Consider the following 26,250-nt stretch of genomic DNA (forward strand, 5'->3'; position numbering starts at 1 on the left):
TTTATTTTGTCTTGAAGTTTTTACAAATATTCCATTTCGTATGGTTTCCGATATATTTATTTTTATATCTCAATTGCACTTCCGGCTCCTGCTTCTCTCCGTTTATTATAAACTCTTTACTGTTGAGCATATAAGATAAACTGGTTGTATTAGCCGGTGCCAGCTTTTCTTTTACGATTTGATCGCTGATTGCTGCAATTAGCTTTCCAACATTATTTACATCAGCCGATTCTTTGATAGATTGTCCGGTAATTCCGGTAATCGTCAATTGATTTTCGGCCTGTTCTTTTTTCTTGTTTTGTGCCATACTGCCAATTGAAATTAATAATATCATAACAGCGGTAATAAGAGTTTTGGTTGTTTTCATAATTGGTTTGTTTTTTAGCAAGGCTATTGTACATTATTATAATTAAGACTTGTACATTCCTTAAAACTAATATCAAAAATTTCTTTCAATTTATCACCATGATCGAGTATAAAAAAATGGTTTCCTTTTAGTACATAGGAGTTAAAACCGGAAAACGTGTGTTTTTTCCAATTGTTTATCCGATCTACATATTTCTCTGAATTCCCCATTATGGCCACAATCGGAGCTTTTACAATGGTATTTTCAATGAAAAAATCTTCTTCAACTATTTTAAAATCGGCCTTAAGTATGGGTAATACAAAATCGAGCAGTTCTTTACTTTTTAATAACTCATCCGGTATCCCTCCCAATTCGGTAAGCATGCTGATGAAATCGTCACGCTCGAGATCAGATCTGTTGTTTTCGGTTGCAATTCCGGGTCCGGCATTACCGCTTACGATCAGACATTGAGGCGGAGTGTTGTTTTTCTCTAATAAATCGGTCACTCCCAACCCCAGAGACGAACCTAAACTGTGCCCGTAAACGATAAACGGGCTCCCGTTAAGCTTATCGGTGATCTGTGAGAACAGGTCCTTAATAGCGTCCGGATAGGAAGTCAATAGTTTTTCTTTGATTCTTTTTCCTCTTCCGGGAAGTTCCAGCGGTATCATTTCAAAATCGGTGCATAATGATCTCAGAAACTCGAAGGAGTATATACTGCCACCGGCGAAGTGTAATAAGAATAGTTGCTTTTTATTCATCTGCTTTTTATAATTTGGTTAGTGAGAGCCTTCTTTAAAAAAATCAAAAGAAGGTCTCACATGGGTTATGCTGTTATACTTCAATTTGAAATTAACTTGTCACTAATTCATTTTTTAATTCATAATCGTATAACAATTCTTTCTCTCCAAATAATCTTTCAGCGATGATTCCTTTATCTGCACAGTGGTTTATCAATCGGTTTGATTCAATAATAGCAAGAGATTCTTCTGTGTATTTGATACTGCTGATGAATTCTAACCAAGGCTCCATTCCCATTGCGTAGACATAGGCTTCTTTGGGATTAAAAATATCAACTAACGACAAACCTCTTTCGCTGTCGCAGCCCGCCAGTCGTCTGGACTGATCGTCTTCTCTGTTAATCGCCTCTGTCATTAAACAGCCGTATAGCCAACTTAACGGTGCTCCGGCACATTCCATTCCTAAAAACAAGACATCTACATCGCCTTTAACTCTATGAATATGTTCGTACAATCTAGGTTCCATTACTCTGGAATCGGCAACAAACAAGAAGCTTAGCTCATTGATCGCAACATGGAAACATGATTTTGCTCTGATATTAAGATCACTGTGTTCTCCTGTAAACGGAAGTCCGGTAATGGTACAATTTTCAAATTTTATTTCTTCCAGTTCATCAATTTCGATGACATTTTTAAATCCGATACTTTGAAACGCTAATTTGATACTTGGATCCTGAAGTGCTCCACTGGTGGTTACGGGAACTATTAGATTTTTGATTTTATGTCTTAACGGCAATAAAGTTTCTAACACAATATGGTCCTGATGATTGTGTGTAATCAATACATAATCAATAACATCCGGCAGGTCAATATCTGAAAAATGTTCTACTGTAGATTCATAGCCGTAATAACTGATTAAAGGATCTACAAGGATACTCACGTCTTTGGTTTCAATTAAAATACAGGCATGCCCCAAATAGCGCATTCTGGCTTTGTCTCCTGTGTATTTTTGATAAGCGGGATGTTCTTTTTTGGTGAAGAAAGTTTTAAACAGTTCCATTTGATCTTCGCGAACACCCAATTCTTCGGCAACGGCCTCAATAGATCCCGGATTTCTCTTCATTCTGCTTAACGTATCAATTCCTTTATGATCAAACGGAATATCCAACTGTAATACCTTAGGATCTTCTAATTGTGGGGTACTCAAACAAAATGGACGCTCATCATTTAGTGTTTCCCATAAAGAAATAGATTGAGAATGTTTGGAATAGAATGGGCTGTTGTATAATAAGGATTCAAAGAAACGATACGACGGATGGTTGTTTAAATCGTAAACCAATTCTACATATCCTTTTAATATTTCCGGAACTTCTTTGTACAAAGGTTCTAAAGACGCTCCTTTTGCTTTGGTTTTTAGCAACTGATCCAATTCTTTTATAGCGTCTGATAATTGTATTGCGTTTGCCTGCTTTTCAAGAATTTCAGCTTTTAGTTCTTTGACTTCCTCTACTCTTCGGGTTTCATAATCCATAAAAGGTCCTCCTAACATTTTAGGATTTTTTACGGCAGCCTCATGAATTGCGGGAGCCTGAATATAGGAGTTCATTATTTTTAAATGCCTTTCGACAATGTTCATTGCTGCTGTGGCAGGAGAAATTAAGTGTGTCCATGCATACCATTTATCTACTAATGGTCCAATAATTACATTTGGTTTAAAATAATACTTTTCTGTGTTTTCCATTCTGTTTGATTATTTAGTTTTACAGTTTTAGTTGGTTTCTATACTTGTTTTTTGAATGATACTTTTAAAAATTTCAACGTACTTGTCAAAATTATTCCCATTGAAGGCCTCCCAGTGTGTTCCTGGCAGATAATGGTGCACTAACGTTCCATTGGTATAATCCTGCCAGTCCTTCATATTACTTTTTAATTCATTCTCAGAAGATTCAAGAACATATATAGTGCTGGAGATTTTACCTTGAAGTGTATATTGATTGTCCAGCTGTAGATTGTTTTTCATAAAAGACAAAACATTTGCTTTTTGGTCTTTGCTTAAATCAATACCCTTCTGATATTCGTCAAGCAGCCAATTGGCCTGTTGGTCAATATGCTCCATATCGTTGCTTTCATTTAGAGACGTTGGTCTGTCCACCAAAACCAATTCAATGGCATCATATTGTTTTTCGAGTTCTTTAACTACTTCAAAGGCAATTGAAGCGCCCATTGAATATCCCAAAACCACAAACGGCTGATTGCTCTGACGTTTTTTAATTTCTGCGCTGAAATAACCGGCCATTTGTTCAATAGACTGAGTAAGCTCTTCCTCAGGCTCTAATCCTTTGTACTGCAAACCAATCGAATTAAACTCATTCCCTAATACTTTCGCCAAAGGATGATACATTATAGAATTACCCAGAATTGGCGGTATGAAGTAAATTGTATTTTGAGGGTCTCCCGCATGTAAATGGATCACCGCAGCATTGGATGTTTTTTTACCCTGAGCCAATTCTCTGATCGTTGGCGCATTATAAAGATCTTTTATCGAAATGTCTAAGCCTAATTTTCTTCGTAACATTGCCTTTAGCTTAATCGCCTTCAGACTATATCCGCCAATTTCAAAAAAATTGTCTATGACACTGATGTCTCTTTTTTCCAGAATGTCCTGCCATATTTGAAGGATCGTATTTTCGGTTTCATTTTCCGGCGGAACAAGCGCTCTGAGGCTATCTGTTTTATGTATTTCTATGGCTAATAATTTATTTCGGTCTACTTTTCTACTTTTTGTGAATGGAATTTCTTCTACCGGAACAAAATAAGAAGGAATCATGAAATAAGGTAAAATGCTTTTTAACCTGGTTCGGATGTTTTTTACGTCATAATGTTCATCAGGCACCAGATAAGCTACAATTTCTTTTTCTCCTAACTTGTTTGCTTTGGCCAGTACCGCAACAGAAGTTGTTATTTTTTGTTGAAGAAATGCATTTTCGATTTCACCCAATTCAATTCTGTAACCTCTGATTTTTACCTGATCATCGGCTCTGCCAAAAAACTGAATGTTCCCATCCGATAGCCTGCAGCACAAATCGCCCGTTCGATATAAAGTTTCTTCTTTGCCAAAAGGATTGGTCACAAAACGCTCTTTGGTAAGTGCTTCCTGATTGATGTATCCTCTGGAAACTCCGATACCTCCAATATACATTTCACCAACGACTCCGGTTTTGGCAATTTGCAAAGCATTGTCTAAAATATAAATAGTCGTATTATCAATTGGTTTTCCGATTGGCAGACGATTTAGATCTTTATCATTTTCTTTGTCGTAGGCATATATCGTCGAAGATACAGTAGTTTCGGTAGGACCATAAGAGTTGTAGAAGTCAGTGTGAGCTGCCCATTTCCTGGCTAGACTTATTGAGCACTCTTCACCTCCAACCACAACTCTGTTCAGATGGTATTTATTTGGGATCACATTTTCGAGGTAAGTTGGTGTTACATCTATATGTGTGATCTCTTTTTCCATCAAAAGGTCCGCAAATTTTTCATTATCCAGTAAATCCTCTTTATCACATAACACTAAAGTTGCTCCACTGCTTAGTGCGATAAAAATTTGTTCTACTGAAGCATCAAATACATAATTAGAAAAAGCTAAAATTTTCTCTTCTTTCTGTATTTTATATCTTTTTATTAACGAGTTTGCCAGATTTACTACTCCTTTGTGTTCAATAAAAACTCCTTTTGGATTTCCTGTTGTTCCAGAGGTGTATATACTGTATATTAAAGTATTTGAAGTAAGATTATGATCTGTTTCTGCTACACTTTCCTGAGCGATGGTATCCCAGTCTGTGTCAATTAATATCGTTTTTGGAAAGGATTCTACTGAAAAATTTTCTAAAAGAGACGGCTTAGAAATTATAGCTTTTGCGGCTGTATCTTTTAGAATAAAATCAATTCTTTGCTGTGGATACCCCTCGTCTAAAGGAACATAGGCTGCTCCAGCTTTTATAATTCCAAAAATTGAAACCAGCATTTCGATAGAACGATCCAGTAGTATTGCCACAAAATCTTCCTTCCCTATACCTTGTTTTTTAAGATAGTTTCCTAACTGATTCGATTTCTGATCTAATTCGGCATAACTGATATTTATACCATTGTGGTGCAGCGCCGGATAGTCAGGGTTTAGAAGAACCTGTCTCTTAAATAAATCCAATACGGTCTGATCTTCGTTTTCGTTTACGAAATCATTCTGCTTTTTATTCTCATAAATTTCCTTTTCCTCATCGGATAAATGATCCAGTTCTTTTAATGAAGATTCCGGATGCTCTACAATGTGCCTGAAAACTTTTTTGTAAACGGACTCTATTTCAGACAATTCAATTTTGTTAACGAGCGCTCTGGTTTGTGCAAAGTCAAACAATGCTGCGTTATTGGTATTGTTAACGGTAAAATCGAAATACGTATTGGTAACTCCTTTTCCATTTAACGTTAATTCCCGATTCTCGAGATATGAGGCTTCTTTTTCCTTAGATTGTTCTTCTAATGCATCGTAAGAATAAAAATCAACATAATTGAAAATGATATCAAAGAAAGGATTGTTCATTCCTTTAATCTCATTGGTAACAGAAGCGATACTGGCCAAACTCATATCCGAAAAATTACTTACTTCGATCAGTTTTTGCTTTACTAACAACAGTAAATCTTCACCGCTTAAATCCCGATTCACTTCAAGTCTGAAAGGTATTGTATTTAGAAAACAGCCTAACATTCCATCAGCATCCGGTAAGGCAGGTCTTGTATTTACAACCAGACCAATTGTAATGTCATTGCTGTACGAGTATAATTTTAAAGTATACACAAAGGCACTTAAAGCCAGTTCTTTTAATCTGATACCGTAAGCCTTTTTTAGACTTTCAATTTTTGCTAACTCTTCTTTTTCAAAGCTGAACAATTTAAAATCGTCTGCTTCTTTTTCGGTAAACAGATCCAGTCTGTTGTAATCGTTTAATTCATTAGTCCAAAATGCTGCAGTCTCTTCCTTTCGCTTGTCCTGCAACTGATGCAGCATATAATCCTTATGACTCGATTGTAATTTAGCAGGTTTAAACGAAGGAATTTCAAGTAATTTAAGGTATACATTATTGATTTCCGTGAGTAATAATGAATCACTCCAGCCGTCTATAATGGCATGGTGACATTGCGAAACAAAAACAATTGTATCATTGCCCAGATTAAAAGCAGCCATACGAAATAATGGTGCCTGAGTCACATCAAACGGATGGAGCAATTCTGACTGCAGAAAGGCCGCTATAACTTTCTCCTGTTCTTTTAAGGACTGCAACTGAGACAAATCTTCATAGACAACAGGTATTTCAACTTGTTTGTATAGGATTTGAACTTCCTGATCGTAATCCTGTAAATTAAATCCTGTTCTTAGAATTTCATGCTTTTCAGTCATTAATTCCATGGCTTTTCTGAAAACCGAAACATCAAAATCTTTAAATTCGCGGTGATTGATCATCTGATCGTGATATATACTCGCTCCTTCATATTTCAATGACTCATAGATCATTCCTTTTTGAATGTCGCTCATTGGGTAAACGTCTTCAACGGCATCAGCATCAATTCCATTTAAAGATGCTAAAACGCTGTTCTTTATGAAATCAATAGCTTGTAATCCCTGATTTCCGGTTCCTGTAACAGCCGTTTTTTTAACGTCCAGTGAGGCTCTGTTGTTGCTTATAAAATCTGATAATTGCGAGATACAATCATTGGTATAGATATCTGAAATCGTAATTTCCAACTGCATTTCGTTATAAATACCATTCACAATTTTCAACACTTTGATAGAGTCTCCTCCTAAATCAAAAAATCGATCGTTTATACCAATTTTTTTCTTGTCCAGAACGGTTTCCCATATGTTTACTAAGGCTATTTCTTCTGCTGTTTGCGGAGCTGCATATGCTGCTCCTCTTCCTGTTTCTGAGCCTCCAATTTCTAATAGTGCCTTGGTATCTATTTTTCCGTTTGGTGTTAACGGAAATGTATCCAGAGTAATAAAGTGAGCGGGTACGGCATAAGAAGGCAGCAAATCTTTTAAATGGTTTTTTAAATCTGAAGTATTTATGGCTTCCTTTTCTAACAAATAAGCATACAATTCGTTATCACCCGTTTTATTTTCTTTCACTAAAACAACCGCAGCTTCTACAAAGCTGTACTGTTCAACAGCATATTGTATTTCGCCCAGTTCGATACGATATCCTCTCACTTTTACCTGATTGTCTTTTCTGCCTAAAAATTCGATTTCCCCGGCTGCATTCCATCTGCCTAAATCACCTGTTTTATACATTAAACCTGCTTCACTAAAAGGATCTTTTACAAACTTTTGGGCCGTTAAATCGGGATTGTTTAAATATCCTTTGGTTACGCCGTTACCTCCAATATGCAATTCACCAATCACACCAAGCGGAACTAAATCTTCTTTTTCGTTTAAGATGTAAATACGGGTGTTGGCAATAGGTTTTCCTATAGTTGCTGTCACCGGCTTTCCTTCTTCGTATTGGTGAACGCTGCTCCAAACCGAACATTCTGTTGGACCATACTCATTAAACAAATCACAGCCTGATTGACCTATTTTGCTTTTAAAATGGTCTTCGATTAAACTTATCGGACAAGTTTCTCCGGCTACCGTAACTTGTTCAATAGAAGATTCTTTATCTGATAAAGCATTCAAAAGTAGTTTATAGTACGAAGGCACTGTTAATAAATGACTTACTTTTTGAGAAACAATAAGAGCTGCGATGAAATTAACATTAGCAATATCTGAGCTACTGGTGATACACAATGTTCCTCCGGTAGTTAATGTACTGAATATTCCTGCTACTGAACTGTCAAAAGCAACTGAAGACAATAACAAAAAGCATTTTATTGGCGAATAGGTATTGCCTCGTGGTGCCAAAGAATGCTGGAGGTTGCCATGGGTTACCATAACTCCCTTTGGATTTCCTGTAGATCCCGAAGTATAAATGATATAAACCAAATGATCCGGTAAAACTGTTATTTCAGGAGCAGTTGTTGGATTTGCCAGACTGTCCAGCTGTACATCCATGGCGAATATTCCGCCCTCATAATACGATAGATCAAACATATAATCGGATTGTGTGAGCAGGGCCTTTACGTTGGTATCTTTCAGAATATATTCTTTTCGGGAAACCGGGTAATCGGGATCTATAGGAACATAAGCTGCTCCTGTCTTTAATATTCCTAAAATACCAATGAAGATCGATTCGGAACGATCAAGCATCATTCCAACAAAATCATTAGGTTGTATCTGATACTCTTCCAATAAATAATGAGCCAGTTGATTGGAACGTTTTTCCAATTCGGAATAACTCAATTGATTTCCTTCAAAAGATACCGCTATGGCTTCCGGATTTTTTTCGACCTGCTCTCTGATCCTATCTAAGACGTTCTTAGATGTATCGTAGTCCAATGTTTCTGAATTAAAATCAAGTAAAAACTGTTCTTCTTCTTTTAGTAACCATTTCAATTCCTGTACCGGCAGTTCTGCATTTTGTACTAAAGCTACTAATAGCTGCTCCAGGTGATTTCCAAATTGTTCTATCCTTTCTGAGTCAAAAACATCACTATTGTAAATGATACTGGTCGCTAAACCATTTTCAGAATCAGCAAAATTAAAAACCAAATCAAACACACTTGAATCCGGTAGTTTTCCCTGATATTCGTTAACCGATAAATTCTCCATTCCTTTGGAGTTTGATACTTGTTGGTTTTGAACAATAACCTGTACATCAAACAAAGGATTACGACTCATATCTCTTGGAATATCCAAAGAAGAAACCAGATCGTCGAAGGGATATAACTGATGTTCATGTGCTCCCAAAACCACTTTTTTCACATGAGACAAGATCGTATTGAAACTGTCCCTTTTCGAAAATTGAGTTCTAAGTGCCAATGTATTTACATAAAAACCAATCTGATTTTCTAAATCAGCGTGGTCTCTTCCAGCAACAGGGCTTCCGATCACAATGTCTTCCTGCTGTGTATAGTGATAAAACAGTACATTGACTACACTAAGTAATCCCATGAACAAAGTAGTTTCCTGAGTTTTAAGAAGCTCATCGAATTTGTCACTTAAAGAACTGGGAATCAACTTAGTATACAACCCTCCATTGTATGTTTTTATAAGAGGACGCTGCTTTCCTGCTGATAAATCTAAAGTAGGCAAATCGCCTTTAAACTGATTCAGCCAATAGTTTTTATGCAACTCCAATCTAAAACCGCTTAGCTCTGTAAGCTGCCATGACGAATAGTCTTTGTACTGAATAGGAAGCTGAGTTAATGCTGACGGAATACCGGTTACCAGACTGTTGTAAAGCTGCAACAACTCCTTTACAATGATTTCTATAGACCAGGCATCACTAATAATATGGTGGATTACGGTACTAAATACCCAACGGTCTTGTGATTGTTTGTAGATACTGGCTTTTAACAAAGTTCCTGAAGACAAATCAAAAGGAGCAGACAAATCTTCGAACAAATGTTTTTCGAGAACTGTTTCGTTGGTATGGCTCAGGTCTGTATTTTTTATTGTAAAAAGAATGTCTTCAGGTGGTGTAACGTACTGTAACACTTCTTTTTGATCATTTTCTTTAAAGCTGGTTCTTAAAATTTCATGACGTTCTATCAACTGTACAAATGCATTCTCTAACGCATCGAAATCCAGCTCGCCTTCAAATACATAAGCCCCGGACATATTGTAGGCGATATTGGCTGCTTCATGCTGACTCAGGATCCACAAACGACGCTGCATTATTGAAAGTGGGTAACCATTTTGTTTCTCCAGTACAGGAATTTCACTATAATCAACCTCCTGTTCTTTGGTTATTAAGTCGTATTGAGAAGCTAAACTAGTGTGAATGAACAAATCTTTTAGCTGTAGTTTTACACGAAACTCTTTATGAATTTTACTAATTAACCTGGAAGCTTTTAAACTATGCCCTCCCAAATCAAAAAAGTTATCTTCCATACTGATGTTCGAAATTCCTAAAACTTCTTCCCATAACCCGGCCAATGCTTTTTCAAGCGGAGTTGAAGGCAGCGTATACGTTATCTCTTCGTTTGTCACAATTTCTTCAGGAGATTCTAATTTAGAATGAGCTGTTCTTTTGCTTATATTCAAAGGAAGAGAGCCAATTTTCTCTACCGGATTTTGAACTACTGCTTCTACTATATTTTCTAAATCTTTTAAGAATCCGACTGCTGTTTCTCCGGTAAAAATATCGGTATTGTATTCCAATTCAACCGTTAGTGAATCAGACTTTTCTATGAACGTAAAGGTTAAATCATATTTACTAACCCCTCCGTTTAATAATTCGTTATAGGATGTACCTGATTTTTGATCGTTGCCTTGATTTTCGTTCTGAATATCAATCATAACATCAAATAAAGCACTACGACTGAGGTCTCTTTTTAAGTTGAGATGATTCACTAATTCATCAAAAGGGTAATTCTGATTTTCAATTGCATTTAAGGTTACCTTTTTATTTTTCTGAAAAACCTCTTCAAAAGAATTAGTGGTTCCGAATTGTGTTCGAAGTGCCAGGGTGTTTACATAAAATCCAATCTGGTCGGCCATGTCTTTATGTGTTCTGCCTGAAACCGGACTCCCGACAATAAAATCTTCCTGTTCGGTGTATTTGTGCAATAGTACATTGATAAGACTGAGACAGCCTGTAAACAAAGTACCTGAATTTTCTCTGCAAAAGGATTTAAACTTTTGATACAAAGCAGCAGGTATATCCTGTCTTGTTACATTTCCATTGTAACTCATGATAGCCGGACGGGGGAAATCTCCAAAATGCGATAGTATCGGTAAATCACCTTCAAGATGAGTCAGCCAATACTTTCTCTCTTTATTGAACACTTCGTCTGCTAATTGCTTTTGCTGCCATACAGCATAATCTTTATAATGTATCTGCAAAGGATGACTCTGTACTGTTTCTCCTTTTCGTCTGGCATCGTAGTTTTTAAGCAATTCATTAATCATGATCCCAATAGACCAGCCATCACTGATAATATGATGCATGTTATATCCAAAAACGAATCGGTCATTGTTAACTTTTACCAGAGCTCCCTTGAATAAAGGACCTTTTTCAAGATCGAAAACAGTATTACTTATACCGGTCAGGATTTCGTTTAATTTTTCTTCATCACCATTTACTTCTATTTGCTGAAAAGGAAATTCAAAATCTTCCGGAGCTATAATAAACTGTCTTACTTCTTCCTCTTCCACGGTTTTAAAAACAGTTCTTAAAACTTCATGACGATGAATCAAATCACGAATGGCCAACATAAAAGCATTAGTATCCAATGCTTCATCAATAACCTGAATTCCGGGAATATTATAAGAGAAGTTTGCTTTATCAATCTGACTTAGAACCCACAATCGAAGCTGGGAAGAAGATAACGGGTAATGTTCACTTTTTGGTGCGACGGGAATAGCATGGCCGTCATTAACCTGATCTTTGGCATATTTATTCACCAGATCAATTAATTCTTCCTTTTTTGATTTGATTTCCTTTAATAGTTCTTCATTTAAAACACCTTTGGGAGCTTTAACATCCAGATTATTGTTTATTACTTTGACAGTAACTTTAAGTTTTTTCAGCTTTGTAAATAAATCGTAACCCATAATAATATTTTTTCGTGTACACTAAATGGTATAGTGTATGTTAGTTAAATAGTCCTGTGAAAAATTCTAATTTATTATTCTGTTTTTATCGAATAGCTCCCTGATGCCGTTCATTATATGGATCTGATGGTTGGTCATGGCATCTTCTAAATAGGGAAGATTAATTTTACCTACTCCGTGTTCTCCTGAAATGGTTCCGCCTAGTTCTAATGCTTTTAGGAAAATGGCTTTCACCCAAATTCCCAGATGGTCTTCCCACTGCTTTTTGCTGCTTTGTTTGTCCTGAAAAATATTGACATGAAAATTTCCATTCCCAACATGTCCGAAAACCGTGTATTCAAAATCATATTTTTGGGCTATCCCTGCGATTGATTTATACATTTCATCAATTTTAGAGCGGGGTACAACAATGTCGATGTCTCTGAAAAACACATGATGAATAACCGCTTCTCCAATTTTAGAACGCATTTCCCATAGTGCTTTCACTTCGTTTTGGGTATCTGCTATGCTAATTTCTTCTGGTGTATAAGCACTGATAAATTCACTGATTTCAATAGCCTGCTGCAGTAGTTTTTCTGAATCTGTGCCTTCAAGTTCGATCCATAAAATCCCTTCAATACGTTTAGAATCCCATTGTTTTTTATCCAGAAATTTTGAGGCTAGCTCTACTCCTTTCTGATCAATAAATTCAATACTTGAAGCGTCGTATCCCTCTACAAAAAACTGCTGTACACCTTCAAACAGCTTCTCTATTTTAGTAAAGGGAATCATGAGAAGCAGTTCTTTCACGGGAGGAACTAGTTTTAATACTACTTTAGTGATGATGCCCAGTGTTCCTTCGCTTCCGGTAAACAATTGGGTAAGATTATAACCGGTTGCATTTTTAGTTACATTTTTTCCTGTCCATATAATACTTCCATCAGGTAAAACGATCTCTAAATTGATGACATAATCTTTAGTTGTACCATATTTCAATGATTTTGGACTGCCACTCGATACTGCTATATTTCCACCTATAAAACAAGCGTTGGCACTGCTGATGTTTTGCGGAAAATTTAAACCTTCTTTTAAAACCGCATTACGCAAATCCTGAGTGATCACTCCCGACTCTGCTGTAACAATCCTGTCGATTTTATTAATCTCGATGATTTTATTCAACCGTTCCAGCGAAAGTATCAGACCATTTGTATGAGATAATGCTCCTCTGCTGACTCCAGTACCACCGCCTCTCACGGTGATACTGGTCTTAGTTTCATTACAGATTTTAAGAATTTTTGAAATCTCTTTTTCATCTTTAGGTAAGATTACTGCCGAGGGTATACTCTCTTCATCAGAGGTGCAGTCTCTGGAATAATTGTACAATAACTCTGGATTTGTTACTACATAGTCATGCCCCACTATTTCAATTATAGCATTTATAATATCGGTCTTGCAGCCTGTCATCCTTGTTAAATTTTATTCGAAAGTGTCAGTTCTTCTTCCATTGCTTCAAACAGAGCGTAGATATTATCTAAACCAAAGCCTTGATAATCATTTACTCTTTGTACTATTTCATAGAAAAATGTAGCTCTGTCTCCTATAGGTGTGGTAAAGATTTGAAAGAGCAGGGCTCCCTCTAAAACATCGCACAAGATCCCGTGCTTTTTTAAAGGCTCTACATCCAGTTCAGGATATTTCGAAGCTAATTTTTCATAGTAAGAATCCGGGTATCTGGTAAATTTCACACCGGACTCTCTCAATGCTTTTACTGATTTAATAATGTTGTTCGATTCAAAAGCGATATGCTGTATTCCGGTTCCGTAGTTTTGATCGATAAACAATTGTACCTGATTTTTTACGCCATGTTCCGGTTCAACCAAAACGTTATTAATGCTTTTATTACCGGATTGAAGTACTTTCAATAACATCCCGATTTTCTTTTCGCCTTTTACTTTTCTCTCATCAAATTCAACCACAGTTTTAGAAAGGAAGATGTTGTTAAAATACTTTTCCCATAAATTGATTTCATTGAGTCTTAAGGCACAAGCTACGTGATCAATTTTTTGCAGACCGGTATCTTCTCCTTCAAAGTTCCATTCGCTCTGTACATTTTTATATCCCGGAAGAAAGTCTCCATTATAATTATCGTAATTGATGAGTACAATTTCATTATCGTCAAACATTTTTAAAGATGCCTGTTCTACAAAACCATTTTCATCTGAGGTTAAATGCGGATGTTCTACCGGTATTGCCCCGTTTTTCATAGCTCTTTCGAAAAAGTCCTTAACATTATCAACGTTTATGGCCAGTCTCTTGATACCATTCCCGTGAAGATCTACGAAAGAAACTATCTTATACGAACTAGGCTGTGATGCTGAGGTGATCACCAGTTTTATATCATTTTTTACGATATAATAAGAACAACGATCTAAAACACCTGTTTCCGGTCCGGCGTAAGCTATCACTTCAAAACCTAATGCTTTAACGTGCCAGAATACTACCATTTTAGCCATACCCACATAATACTCGACAAAATCGTACTCCATATTAAAAAAATCAGATACGATTATTTCATTGTTGTTTTCCATTTTTATAGTTTTTATTGGTTTTTTACTTTCGATTTTATAAACTCAGACAATCTTTGCACTCCGTTTATTATTTCTTCTTTGGTGACATTACTAAAGGCCAGCCTCAACTCATTTTCTCCTCCTTCGTTCATGTAAAAAAAGACATAGGGGTAAAAATTACTTTATTGACTTCTGCACATCTTATAACATCTTCTTTGGTCACTTTAAATGGCACTTTAAGAATTAAGAAAAAACCTCCTGCAGGTAAATTCCAACTGGTATTTTCTGCCCAGTACTGTGTTTCCTTATTAAAAAAGTGATTCAGACTTTCTAAAAGCTGATCTCTTTTTTCTTTCATACCCGTCCTTTTCTCAGCATTTAAGGATTCGAGCGAAAATTTGTTCTTTAGTAATAAACCGCCAAACATGGCTTGCATTATTGATGGGGTATTTACAGTGACGTATCCTTTTGTTTTCGCCATTAAATCGCTTAGGGCAAAAATTTTATCCTGCACTTTTACTTTTTGTGTAACGACCATTAAACAAAGACGTAAAGAAGGGTATATCGTTTTTGAAAGGGATCTCAAGTAGATTACAGTATCATTTTCATCCAACGATTTTAGAGTAGGCATTTTTTCGTTTTCGTAATAAAAATCACCATAGGCGTTGTCTTCAAATATCACAAAATCATACAAACGTGCTAACGCCAGAAGTTTATGGCGGTTAGACAAAGACATGCTGTTTCCGGTAGGGTTTTGAAAATCGGGAATTACGTAAACTACTTTTACTTTTTTACCCTTTTCCTGATGCTCCAAAATTTTATCCTCAATTGCTTTTATGGAAGATTCATTTGCAATAACCGGAATACTTTCAATTTTGTAGTCATTGATTTTAGCAAAATGTGTTATCCCAATGTAAGCGGGATCTTCTACCAGAATAACATCATTTTCCCTATCGCAAAGCGTTGTTATTCCAATGGCGATGGCTTCTTGTGCGCCTACTGTGATAAGGATATCTTCCGGATTTACTTTTATAAACTCATCAATAAACAGATATTTTGCAACTTCTGTATTTATGATTCCTTTGGTTCTGTTGTACTGTCCCAGATTTTCCAAAACTATATTTTCTTCAATCCCTTTTTCACGAACATTATGCTGTACAAAATAGTCCAGACATTCAGAAAATTGCCCCATATTGAAATATTTAGCGTCTGGTCTGCCTGATGCAAATGAAATTGCCTCAGGATATTGCAACTGAACTTCGTTTAGAAATCCCATTACATCTTCGCCCATAGAAAATAATAATGGGTTTACAACATCGATTGACGGTTGCGAAATTATTTTTTCAATCATTTCTGAATTTTTAAAGGGTTATTTGGTTTTAATTTTAGAAAAGTAAAAGAGTATCTTAAATATTGAATTTCTCGTATTCCACTTCGTCAACTTCCTCCGTCTGTCTGAGTAATTTTTCTACCTCAACCGAGAAAGAGGCTATAGTAAGCTGATGCAATAAGGTTAAAGAAACGGGCGGTATACCGAATCGTTTATAGATTTCATTTTTCATTTTTGCGAGTTTCAAACTGCTTCCTCCCAGGAAAAAGAAATTATCGTTTACGCTTATTTCTTCCAGTTTTAATAAGTCCTTCCAAATCTCCGTTAACTGTTTTTCCGTCTCGTTTCTCGCCAATACAAAAGTGTTTTGATTGCTTATGGTATGATTATTTTTAAGAAGCTGCAATTTTTTGAGATCTGCTTTTCCGTTTACCGTTACCGGGATTTCCTTTACGGTCTTAAATTTTTCGGGAATCATATAATCCGGTAAATAGCTTTTCAGAAATGTTCTTAGTGACACATAATCTATTTTTTCATTGCTGTGCAGATAGGCTGTCAATTCTTTTTCACCATTTTCATCTTCATTCAGGGACAATATTGCTTTTTTTACGGATTGGTATTGTTCCAGAACATTTTCGATTTCTTTTAAATCAATACGATAACCTCTGATTTTTATCTGATTCTTTTTTCGTCCCATATATTTCAAAGTCCCGTCCGGCAGCCATTTGACTAAATCACCCGTTTTGTATAACAAATCGCCCATCTCGGGATCAACAGTATTGGAAACAAACGCCTCGTCTGAAAGTGCTTTATCCTTAAAATAGCCTAAAGCAAGTCCGCTTCCTGCAATGTAAAGCTCTCCGACAGCGCCTTGAGGCATTAGCATTTTTTCTTCAGACAAAACATATAATCCAGTTTTATCAATTGGTTTTCCGATGTTTACGATATCGTCTTGTTCCAAAAATTGCAAACTGGAAATGATCGCGGTTTCAGTTGGACCATAAAGATTCCAGATACCGGTACCGGTAAGTGCGACCAAATTATTTTTCAGTTGTTGATCCAAATCTTCTCCGGCAGCCATAACCACCAGATTTTCTGTATTTTTCCAGCCTGTGTCCAAAAGCATTTTCCATCTTGTTGGCGTCGTAAGCATGTGAGTTACGGTATTCTCTTTTAGAAAATTATTGAGATGATAAATGTCTTTTCCTTCCTTTTCGTTTGTCATTACAACCTGTCCTCCAGTGATTAAAGGCAGGAAGATTTCTAAAAGCGAAATATCAAATATCAAAGGAGTAACTGCCACAAATTTTATGGTTTGATCCAATTCTAATTGCTCAGACAATGAAACGATTACATTCTCAAGCGCATGATGACTGATCATTACTCCTTTTGGTTTTCCTGTTGAGCCCGAAGTAAAAATAACGTAAGCTAAATCACTTGAATCTATTTCTACCGCTTCGAAAATACCGTCCCTAACATTGGGAACTTCATGGATATCTACTTTTACTATTTCGGAAGAAAAAAGACTCGTGTTTTCTTTTTGAGCTACCAGTAATTCAGGATTTACTTCGTCTATAATTTGCGCAATTCTATTAATTGGAAAACCGGAATCAATGGGTAAAAAAGCAGCTCCGGTTAACAGGATGCCCAGAATCCCCACTAATTGATCAACAGAACGGTTTATGCACAACGGGATGATCATTCCTTTTTTAGCTCCTTTTGATTGTAAGTATCGGGCCAGATTTTCTGATTTCTGGTAAAGCGCTTCATAGGTTAGCGAATCAGCACCGTCCGAAACTGCAATCTTATGGGGATGTAAAAGATATTGTTCTTTAAAAAGTTTTAGTACCGAAGTCTCAATACTCTTACCGCTGTCCTCCTTTTTAGTTGCACCAATCTCTTTTCGTACAGCGTTAAAAGAATCTTTTAATTTTGTGATATAGGGTAAGCCTTCCAGCACACTTGTTTTGTCAATACCAAAATCGATTAAACAGGCAATCTCATTTACTCCTGCTTTTACCACTTTATTTAAAATCGGTAAACTGCTTTCTAAATTTCCGATAAGGCTGCCTTCTTTAAAATATTTGCTAACCGAAAAATCCAGCATTTCGTCAACTGACTTTTCTGTTATTTTTTGAAGTGACGGATCATTACTCTGTTCCAAAGCTTCTTTTCCATTCATTTCAAGAGACTTTAGCAAGTATTTCTTCATGGATGGTCTTGCTTTTTCCTGTGCTTTTTCTACCGTTTCATCCAGATAAGTGTGCAGCATAAGTACCACTCTGTCGCCGCCTTCTTTATGATTATTTTCTTTGTAAGCCTTTCTGTATACCGCAATTTTTTCTTCCAGTTCATCAAAACTAAGATTTAACAATCCTGTCAAAATTCCTGCTCCTATTTCTCCTGCTCTTTTATAGGTTTCTATATTTCCGGTACAGGCAATCCAAACAGAAACTTCTTTCTGAACGGGCTTTGGTAATATTTTAAAAGGTTTCTCTATCGAATCAATTCCTTTAAAATTTACCGAATTTCCGATCCAAAGTGAGCGAACATCTTCTATGGTCTGAAGTAAGATATCCTTTCGGTCTTTAAAATTCTCAGGATAAAAAACAAAATCATTAGCATTCCATCCTGAAGCAAAGCAGATGCCTGCTCTTCCTCCCGAAATATTATCAACTACCGACCATTCTTCGGCTATTCTGATGGGATGATGAAGTCCTGCTACAACGCTTCCTGACCTTATGCCTATATTTTTGGTTCTTGCTGCTACGGCTGCTCCCAAGACACTTGGATTTGGAAAAGGTCCGCCAAATTCATTAAAATGTCGTTCCGGTGTCCAGACTGCACTATAACCGTTAAGATCCGCATAAGCCGCTCCAATCATTAGTATTTCATACTGATTTTCTTCTGTTCCGGTATTTCCGAAATAATAAAGACCAAAATCTAACGTTTTATGGCTATCAGCTATTGATTTATCAGAAAGAATAATATTAGATTGATTTCTGCTCCAGTCTGAAATTCTTTTGCGTTCAGTGGAATCGATACTCTCCAGAGCGCTTATAGCAATTTTATCGTTTGCGATGGTTTCCGTCATTAAATATTCTAAATGATCGGTCAGACGTTTTATTGTTTCCTCACGGTAGATTGCTGAGTTGTATTCGATTTCGTAAAAAAGGCTTCCATCTTTTGATTCTGCAAAATTAAACGTAAGATCATAAGCTGAATATCCTTCCTTCAATTCTGCAAATTCAACCACTTTTAATCCTCCCGGAAGAAAATCATCTTCTAGAGAATCAGTGTCAAAATTTTGCAATACGACAAATACATCAAATAGGGTATTTCTGCCCGGATTTCTTTCTACCTGAAGCTGATTTACGATTTCTTCAAATGGATACTCTCTGTTTTCATAGGCATTGAAAGCATTTGTATTTACAATATTAAAAAGTTCCTTAAAGGTATTCTGCGCTTCAAAACGGGTTCGCAAAGCAATTGTATCTGCGTAAAAACCTATTTGATCTTCCAATTCAGAAAAATCTCTTCCATACACGGGAAATCCTAAAATAATATCTTTCTGTTCACTAAACTTATAAAACAATAAGTTAAACAAAGTCATCAATCCTGTAAACAAGGTTCCGCCTTCGTTTCTGCAATACGTCTTAAACTCTTTTACCGATTCGGCTTTAATGGTGCGTCTTAGCATCCCCACTTCAGAATTTCTAATCACCGGTCTGGTATAATCTTCAGGTAATTGCAGCAAAGGCAGTTCTCCTCCCAGCTGATTGATCCAATACTCTTTTTCTTTACTTAAATTTATATCCTCAAAACGTTTGCTTTTCCATACCGCCACATCTTTATATTGTATTCTGAGTTCCGGTAGTAAAGCATCCATTTGCAGTACTTCGGCTTTATAGAAAAAGAATAAATCGCGTATCAGAATATTGAATGATCTGCTGTCGCAAATGATATGATGAATGATACTATAAAACAACCATTTATCTGCCTCTAAACGAATTAAGTAAAATTTCAATAAAGGACCGGTCTGCAGGTCAAAAGGTATTGCCCTCTCCTCTTTAATGAACTTGCTTAATCTTTCTTCGGAGATATCCTCTCCTCTAAAATCGATGTGACTGATCTTAAAATTTAGTTCTTCAGGGCTTTTGATCCACTGGCATATTTCACCGCCTTCATTTTCAGCAAAAACAGTTCGAAGGCTTTCGTGTCTGGAAATCAATTTCTGGCTGGCTTTTTCAAGCGCTGTAATGTCTAATTCTCCTTCAAACTGAAAGCTTTTTGACATGTTGTAAGCAAAATTATCGCCCCAATTATGGCTCACAATCCATGATCTTGTCTGAGAAGGTGTGAGCGGATAGTACATCAGATCTGCGGGTGCCAATGGTATGCTGGCTTCAATCCCGGTTTCCTGCTGCTGTTTTAAAAATTCTACGATTTCAGATTTTCGCACTTTTATCTCCTCCATAACGGCCTCTGAAATTTCTTCACTTGTATAAGAAATTTTAAGATTATCTTCAGATAAGTGGATAGTAATATTTTCTTCCGTTAAATAATTCAAAAACTGTAGTGTATCCATAATCAATTCGATTTAAGTAAGTAGAGTAAATTGTCCTAAGAATATTTTACGATTCTATGATTCAGAATAATGGGGCTAAATGGTAATTGTTTTTACTTGTTGGTATGCTTTGTTCTTAATTTCCTCAACGGTTTCGATTACTTCTCTTACGGAACTATGCTCCATAAAATCCATCAGAGACAACTCGACCTGCAATTCATTTTTAATTTTATTGAGGATTAACATTCCTTTCAGGGAATCACAGCCTATTTCGAAAAGGTCTTTATCCAAATCAAATTTTTTCTCTCCAAGAAATTCAACAAACACAGACTGAATAATTTCTGAAGTAGTTTCCTTTTTTTTCTGCAAAACATTCACCTTCTCTCCAACCTCGATTTTTTCCTCTTTTTTAGCCAAAAAATTAAAATTTTCGGGGATAAGATTGACCACATGCGGATATTCGCTTTTATCGAATTCATAAACCGGCAGGGTGGTTTTTGCGGGGTGATTGTCATCATACGTTTCTTCCCAATCGATATTTTCTCCTGCGAGCCATAATTTTCTTAAAGTATTTTTTAGGATATCATCTGCATGAATTGCTTTATCCGTTTGCGATAAGGAAATAGTGACATGACTATTTTCCTCAAAATTTTCAGCCAAAGTGGTAGTTAAAAACTGTGTCAGACCTGTGCTATCGCCCATTTCCAAAAGAACAGCTGAATTGTTTTGCACAATATCACTGAAGGATTTCGACGCGTTAATTTTCAGACTTCTGCCATTCACCCAATATTTTTGAGGAGTTAAAATTCCTTCATTTATAGTGATGTCTTTGGCTGTTTGTACAAAAGGAATCTGAGCGGGTTGTATGCTTAATTCCTTTTCATCGTACAGCATCATCCCGAGTACTTCGTTTAACTGTAGTATTCCGGAAACACAGGCTGCGGTATATTCTCCTATTCCAACACCTGAAGTAAAATTGATCCGTATTCCATATTCTTTCAGCAAATTGGCTAAAGTATAACCGGATAGTACGGTAAACACTTTGGCGAGTACCTTGTCTTTTGATTTACCACTAACCGCTATTTCATTCATCCATTTTTTCAGGTCATAATTGCCTAGCTCCACTGTTGCAATACTTTGGTCTATTTTATTTCTAAAGCCTGCATTTTCTTCATAGAGATTACTGTAGAATTGGATATCTGTATGGTTGGTATGAGGAAAAAATAAGAGTATCGTTTTTTTCTTTTCATCAACCTTCCCTATATTTTCTTCATTGCTTAAAATATCGGTATACAAGAATAATTCTTCTTTGTTCGTACAGCTTATTGCGGCTCTGTAATCAAAATGTCTTTTTCCGGTCTGAAGGGTATAAGCAACTTCGTCCAAAGCAATGTCGCTTTCATTTTTTAGAAACTCCTTAAATTTTAAAAGGTAATTTTGAAGTGAACTCTTTGATTTGGCCGAAAAAAGGAAAAGATTGGATGTTTCTTTTGTCGCACTTTTATCTTTTTCCGGGGCTTCTTCTAAAACCAGATGCACGTTTGTTCCTCCTATTCCAAAAGAACTTACTCCGGCTCTACGAGGCTCATTATTGACCGATTCCCATTTGTGAAGCTCTTTTTGGACATAAAAAGGGCCTTCGTTAAAATTGATTTTCGGGTTTGGGTCACTGTAATTTATCGTTCCCGGTATCTGACGGTATTTTAAACTAAGTGCTGTTTTTATTAAGCCTACAACTCCTGCTGCCGTATCGGTATGCCCAATATTGTTTTTTACTGAACCCAGTAAACAGTTGTGTTCTTTATTATTTTCAAAAGCCATGTTAAGTGCTTCTACTTCAATCGGGTCTCCTAAGGTTGTACCTGTTCCGTGTGCTTCTACATAGCTCACGCTATCAGGTGATATTCCGGCCATTTTATGCGCTAGTCTTATACATTCCATTTCTCCTTCAATACTTGGGGCTGTATATCCTACTTTTCTGTTCCCGTCATTATTGGCGGCACTTCCTTTAATTACGGCATAAATATGATCTTTGTCTTTGAGGGCTTCTTCCAGTCGTTTAAGTATTACAATTCCAGCGCCTTCACTGCCAATCGTTCCTGTTGCTTTTTCATCAAATGCTCTGCAATGTCCGTCTTTTGAATAAATAGATCCTTCTTTGTATTCGTAACCGAATCTGGGCTCCAACATTAAAGAAATACCTCCGGCCAAAGCTACTTTCGCTTCTCCAAATAAGAGCCCGCGACAAGCCAGATGAACCGCTGAAAGTGAAGTCGAACAAGCCGTATTGATTGAAAATGAAGGACCTGTCAGATTTAATTTATACGACGTTAAAGTGGGCAAATGATCTTTGTTGGTTATAAAATCAAGTGTAAGAGGATCTAATTTACTGCCGTCGCTATTTAGAGCAACATGTGCTTTCCAAGGCAAATCACCTCCACTACCCGCATAAATACTGATTGCAGATTCTGACAGGCATCCGGCATCTTCCAGAGCTTCCCAGGCCGATTGTAAAAACATACGATGTACCGGACTCATAAGTGCTGCCTCATAAGGTGTAAATCCGAAAAAGGCAGCATCAAAACTTCCTTTATTCCCTACTTCTGCTATGACCGGAATGTGGCTATTTTTGCTGGTTTCATTTTTAACAAAGCCTCTTTTAAGAAGTTCTTCTTCTGATAAGGTATAAACGGACTCTTCTCCTTTTGAAATATTGTTCCAAAACGTTCTCCAGTCATTTGCTCCCGGCACGTGACAGGACATTCCTATTATCGCAATTTCTAAACCCGTATTATCGTTTGCTGCCATTTGATTTTACTTTATTGAGATACTTCTTAATTTGTTTGCTGCTTCTTTTTTAAAATTGACAGGGTCTGATTGGCTATATCAACCGATTTGGAATTCTTTTCGTCTACTAGCTCTACATCTTGCGTAATATGATGGGTAAGTGCCTCAATATTGCTAAACTTAAATGCATTGAGTACTTTTAAATTTATATCCAATTCTTTATTGATGAGCCGTACCATTTTCATAAGGGAAATGGAATTACCTCCTATTTCGAAAAAGTTGTCCTGTATACCAATATTCTCATTACAAAGGATCGCTTTCCAGATGTTTAGTATTTTTGCTTCCAACTCGGTCTTAGGCAACGTATATTGTTCGCTTTTGGTGGTTTGCTGTCCTAAAGTCAATAAGGCTTTCACATTTGTTTTTCCATTGATCAAAACGGGAAAGGTTTCCACCCAAACGATCTTTGAAGGAATCATATACGACGGCAATTTTTGCTGCAGCTGTTTTTTTAATGACTTCTCGTCCAGTTCTTCAGCTCCGGTATAAAAAGCAACGATTCTTTTCTGATCTACTTTTTGGTTGTCCACTAAAACTATGGCCTTTTTGATGGTTTCCTGTTCCTGAAGTGCCGTTTCAATTTCACCAAGTTCGATACGATACCCGTTTAATTTAATCTGACTGTCTTTTCGGCCAATGAATTCAATTACTCCATTAAAATGCCAGCGGGCTAAATCGCCTGTTTTATAGAGTTTCTTTCTGGAAAAAAAATCAGTCATAAAAACCTCTCTTCCAATGCCTTCATCGTTTACGTATCCGTTTGCAACTTGCTCCCCGGCAATACAAATTTCTCCCGGAACTCCTATTGGCACCAGATTATTTGCGGTATCCAGCAGGTATATTTTCGAACCTTTGTTAGGTACGCCTATGAGTTGCGGATTGTAACTTTTCTGTTTCTGCAAATAAGTCTGTCCCGTTATAAAAATAGTTCCCTCAGTAGGTCCGTACAGTACATGAAGAGAAGCATTAGGAAATATCTTTGACAAATCTTCCAAGGTTTCGTTTGAAGAAACTTCTCCTCCCATAAATATTTTTGTAACCTGTGAGAAACGATCTGCCATGTCAAAATCAATACTATAATCCAATAACTGTCTCATTAAAACCGGTACGGCGTGGAAGCCATTGATCTTTTCAATTTCTTTGCTCAAAAGTGCAAGATCGTGTATGGTCTCAGAATTTAATATCGTGATGGTACCCCCTATCGTTAAAGGATAAAAAACTTCGAAGAAAAAAATATCAAAAGAATTTGAAGCTAAAACCGGAAAATGTGTCTTACTGTCTGTTCCGAATTTTTTTCTGCAATTGGTCAAAAGCACACTGAAATTGCGATGTGTTACCATCACTCCCTTGGGCTTTCCTGTAGACCCCGAGGTATAGATCGCATAAGCAATTTGAGAAAGTTCTATTTCTCTGTTTATCGCAGTGTCATTCTGAGTAGAGTTTTCAAATTCTTTGATCGTATCTTCATTGACTACTACTACACATTGACTGCTTTCTGTTATATTTTTTTTTCTTTCTTCCGGAAAATGAATGTCAATTGGAACATAAACGGCACCCAATTTAAAAATGGCCAAAATCGTTACGATTAACATTTCTGATCTTTCTAATGCGACTGCAACAAAATCGTGCTCTTTTATATCATAATTCTGAATGAGAAAATGTGCCAGTTTATTACTTTTTTCATCTAATTCCTGATAACTAAGAGATTCTTCCTTATACTTTACAGCCGTTTTATTTGGATTTTTTAAGACTTGTTTAGAAAAATAACCAATGATCGTCTGGTTTGCCGTAATATCAAAAGTCTCTCTGTTGAAATCAAAAAATAATTTGTTTCTTTCTTCTCCCGCAACTAAATCAATCTCAGAAAATAAACTGTCGGGATTTTCCAGAACCTGAAGGTATAGGTACTCAAAACATTTTTTTAAGTTTTCTATAAATTCCGAACTGTATTTTTGAGCATTATAGGTAAACCTTAACACAGTATTAATCCCCGGAACTATGGCCAGTGAAAAATTATAATTTGTTTTTTCAAAGGCTTCTACCGCCACTACTTCTAAAGTGTCCTGAGCCGAATTAATCAACTCATCTTCTGCATATTCCTGTGAAGGATAATTTTCATAAACCACCAAAGTATCAAACAACTGCTGTCCGAGATTACTATTGGATTGTATTTCTGCCAATTGAATATAATGATTTGGAATACTTCTTATGGCTTCTTTTTGGGTATCAATCAGGATATTCTTTATCGTTTCTTCTGAATTAAATTTTATCCTTACGGGAATCGTATTAATAAAGAGCCCCAACATTTCCTCTATTCGATCTACTTCTGAAGGTCTGCCTGACACTACACTCCCAAAAACAACATCATCGGTATCATTATATTTGGCAAGCAGTATTCCCCAAATGGTTTGAAAAAAGATATTTTCGGTAATTCCTAATTCCCGGCAGAGTGCTGTAACAGTCCCTTTATTTTTTTCGGATAGCGTATGAAGTACTTTAACTTCCGTTTCCTGACGATTTTGATTGTCGGGGTTAAAAAATGGTATTCCGGTATTAGTTTCAAATCCTAAAAGATATTCCTCCCAATAAGCCGCTATACTTTTTTTATCCAGTTCCATCAGCCACTTGCTGTAGGCTGAATAACTTGGCGGTGCAGATAGCTTAATCTCCTGACCTGCCAATAAACATTTGTAGGCGTAAAAAAAATCTTTTATTAAGAGTTCGATACTCCAGCCATCTAAAATAATGTGATGGTAACTCCAGATAAACTCAAATACATTTTCCCGAAGCTTAATCACAGTTAATCTTATTTGTGAGCCTTTATAAAGATTAAATCCTTTATCTCTGTCTGATTTTTTAAAATTCTCCAAAGAAAAATTTTCATTGGCGCTCTCGTCCCGATAATAAAAACCGGAAGGAACACTGTCCAATACCACTTGCAAAATATCATTTACGGTAGTGTTGTTAAAACAGGTTCTTAATGTATCGTGTCTTGACACCAAAAAATCAAATGTTTTCTGTAATAACTCAACCTCAACTTTCCCATAGATGTGGTAACAGGATTGTTCAAAATATTCATTTTCTGATATTTGCCAGCGAAAAAAAATTCCTTCCTGTAGAGGATTCAGTGCATATATTTCTTTTATTTTCATAGATTAAATACGGTTCG

10 protein-coding genes are annotated in these 26,250 nt (G+C 36.4%); all 10 read right to left on the reverse strand.

Annotation, left to right across the window (positions count from 1 at the left end; genetic code table 11):
* Position 1: 1 nt before the first annotated feature.
* The 10 genes from M4I44_RS19320 to M4I44_RS19365 all read right to left on the reverse strand — a co-directional run bounded on the left by M4I44_RS19320 (position 2) and on the right by M4I44_RS19365 (position 26,233).
* Positions 2-367 carry a hypothetical protein gene (locus tag M4I44_RS19320; RefSeq protein ID WP_249965804.1) on the reverse strand — a complete coding sequence of 122 codons (366 nt, stop codon included), beginning with the start codon at positions 365-367 and terminating at the stop codon, positions 2-4.
* A 23-nt stretch (positions 368-390) separates the two neighbouring features.
* A complete protein-coding gene (locus M4I44_RS19325) occupies positions 391-1,107 on the reverse strand; it encodes a thioesterase II family protein (RefSeq protein WP_249965805.1) in 717 nt (238 codons plus the stop codon).
* A gap of 91 nt (positions 1,108-1,198) precedes the next feature.
* Positions 1,199-2,827 carry an MBL fold metallo-hydrolase gene (locus tag M4I44_RS19330; RefSeq protein ID WP_070908818.1) on the reverse strand — a complete coding sequence of 543 codons (1,629 nt, stop codon included), beginning with the start codon at positions 2,825-2,827 and terminating at the stop codon, positions 1,199-1,201.
* Between the two features lie 27 nt (positions 2,828-2,854).
* The gene (locus tag M4I44_RS19335) at positions 2,855-11,791 is read right to left on the reverse strand and encodes a non-ribosomal peptide synthetase (RefSeq protein WP_249965806.1); all 8,937 of its coding nucleotides are present in this window, start codon (positions 11,789-11,791) and stop codon (positions 2,855-2,857) included.
* Positions 11,792-11,857: 66 nt separating this feature from the next.
* Complete coding sequence (locus M4I44_RS19340; protein ID WP_249965807.1) at positions 11,858-13,234, reverse strand: FAD-binding oxidoreductase; 1,377 nt, start codon at positions 13,232-13,234, stop codon at positions 11,858-11,860.
* Positions 13,235-13,239: 5 nt separating this feature from the next.
* Positions 13,240-14,358, reverse strand: a complete 1,119-nt coding sequence (locus tag M4I44_RS19345) for a VOC family protein (RefSeq protein ID WP_017496625.1) — start codon at positions 14,356-14,358, stop codon at positions 13,240-13,242.
* Positions 14,359-14,485: 127 nt separating this feature from the next.
* Complete coding sequence (locus tag M4I44_RS19350) at positions 14,486-15,688, reverse strand: PLP-dependent aminotransferase family protein (RefSeq protein WP_249965808.1); 1,203 nt, start codon at positions 15,686-15,688, stop codon at positions 14,486-14,488.
* Positions 15,689-15,743: 55 nt separating this feature from the next.
* Complete coding sequence (locus M4I44_RS19355) at positions 15,744-20,255, reverse strand: MupA/Atu3671 family FMN-dependent luciferase-like monooxygenase (protein WP_249965809.1); 4,512 nt, start codon at positions 20,253-20,255, stop codon at positions 15,744-15,746.
* 75 nt (positions 20,256-20,330) lie between these two features.
* Positions 20,331-23,042 carry a type I polyketide synthase gene (locus M4I44_RS19360; protein ID WP_249965810.1) on the reverse strand — a complete coding sequence of 904 codons (2,712 nt, stop codon included), beginning with the start codon at positions 23,040-23,042 and terminating at the stop codon, positions 20,331-20,333.
* Between the two features lie 26 nt (positions 23,043-23,068).
* Positions 23,069-26,233 (reverse strand): amino acid adenylation domain-containing protein, encoded by a 3,165-nt coding sequence (locus tag M4I44_RS19365; RefSeq protein ID WP_249965811.1) that lies wholly within the window; start codon positions 26,231-26,233, stop codon positions 23,069-23,071.
* Between the last annotated feature and the right edge of the window lie 17 nt (positions 26,234-26,250).

The organism is Flavobacterium sp. B183 (assembly GCF_023539155.1).
Classification (GTDB): Bacteria; Bacteroidota; Bacteroidia; order Flavobacteriales; family Flavobacteriaceae; genus Flavobacterium; species Flavobacterium tructae.

Excerpts from the sequence above, each read along its gene's own strand:
- M4I44_RS19320 (WP_249965804.1), bottom strand. The coding sequence starts at position 367 with ATGAAAACAACCAAAACTCTTATTACCGCTGTTATGATATTATTAATT.
- M4I44_RS19325 (WP_249965805.1), bottom strand. The coding sequence starts at position 1,107 with ATGAATAAAAAGCAACTATTCTTATTACACTTCGCCGGTGGCAGTATA.
- M4I44_RS19330 (WP_070908818.1), bottom strand. The coding sequence starts at position 2,827 with ATGGAAAACACAGAAAAGTATTATTTTAAACCAAATGTAATTATTGGA.
- M4I44_RS19335 (WP_249965806.1), bottom strand. The coding sequence starts at position 11,791 with ATGGGTTACGATTTATTTACAAAGCTGAAAAAACTTAAAGTTACTGTC.
- M4I44_RS19340 (WP_249965807.1), bottom strand. The coding sequence starts at position 13,234 with ATGACAGGCTGCAAGACCGATATTATAAATGCTATAATTGAAATAGTG.
- M4I44_RS19345 (WP_017496625.1), bottom strand. The coding sequence starts at position 14,358 with ATGGAAAACAACAATGAAATAATCGTATCTGATTTTTTTAATATGGAG.
- M4I44_RS19350 (WP_249965808.1), bottom strand. The coding sequence starts at position 15,688 with ATGATTGAAAAAATAATTTCGCAACCGTCAATCGATGTTGTAAACCCA.
- M4I44_RS19355 (WP_249965809.1), bottom strand. The coding sequence starts at position 20,255 with ATGGATACACTACAGTTTTTGAATTATTTAACGGAAGAAAATATTACT.
- M4I44_RS19360 (WP_249965810.1), bottom strand. The coding sequence starts at position 23,042 with ATGGCAGCAAACGATAATACGGGTTTAGAAATTGCGATAATAGGAATG.
- M4I44_RS19365 (WP_249965811.1), bottom strand. The coding sequence starts at position 26,233 with ATGAAAATAAAAGAAATATATGCACTGAATCCTCTACAGGAAGGAATT.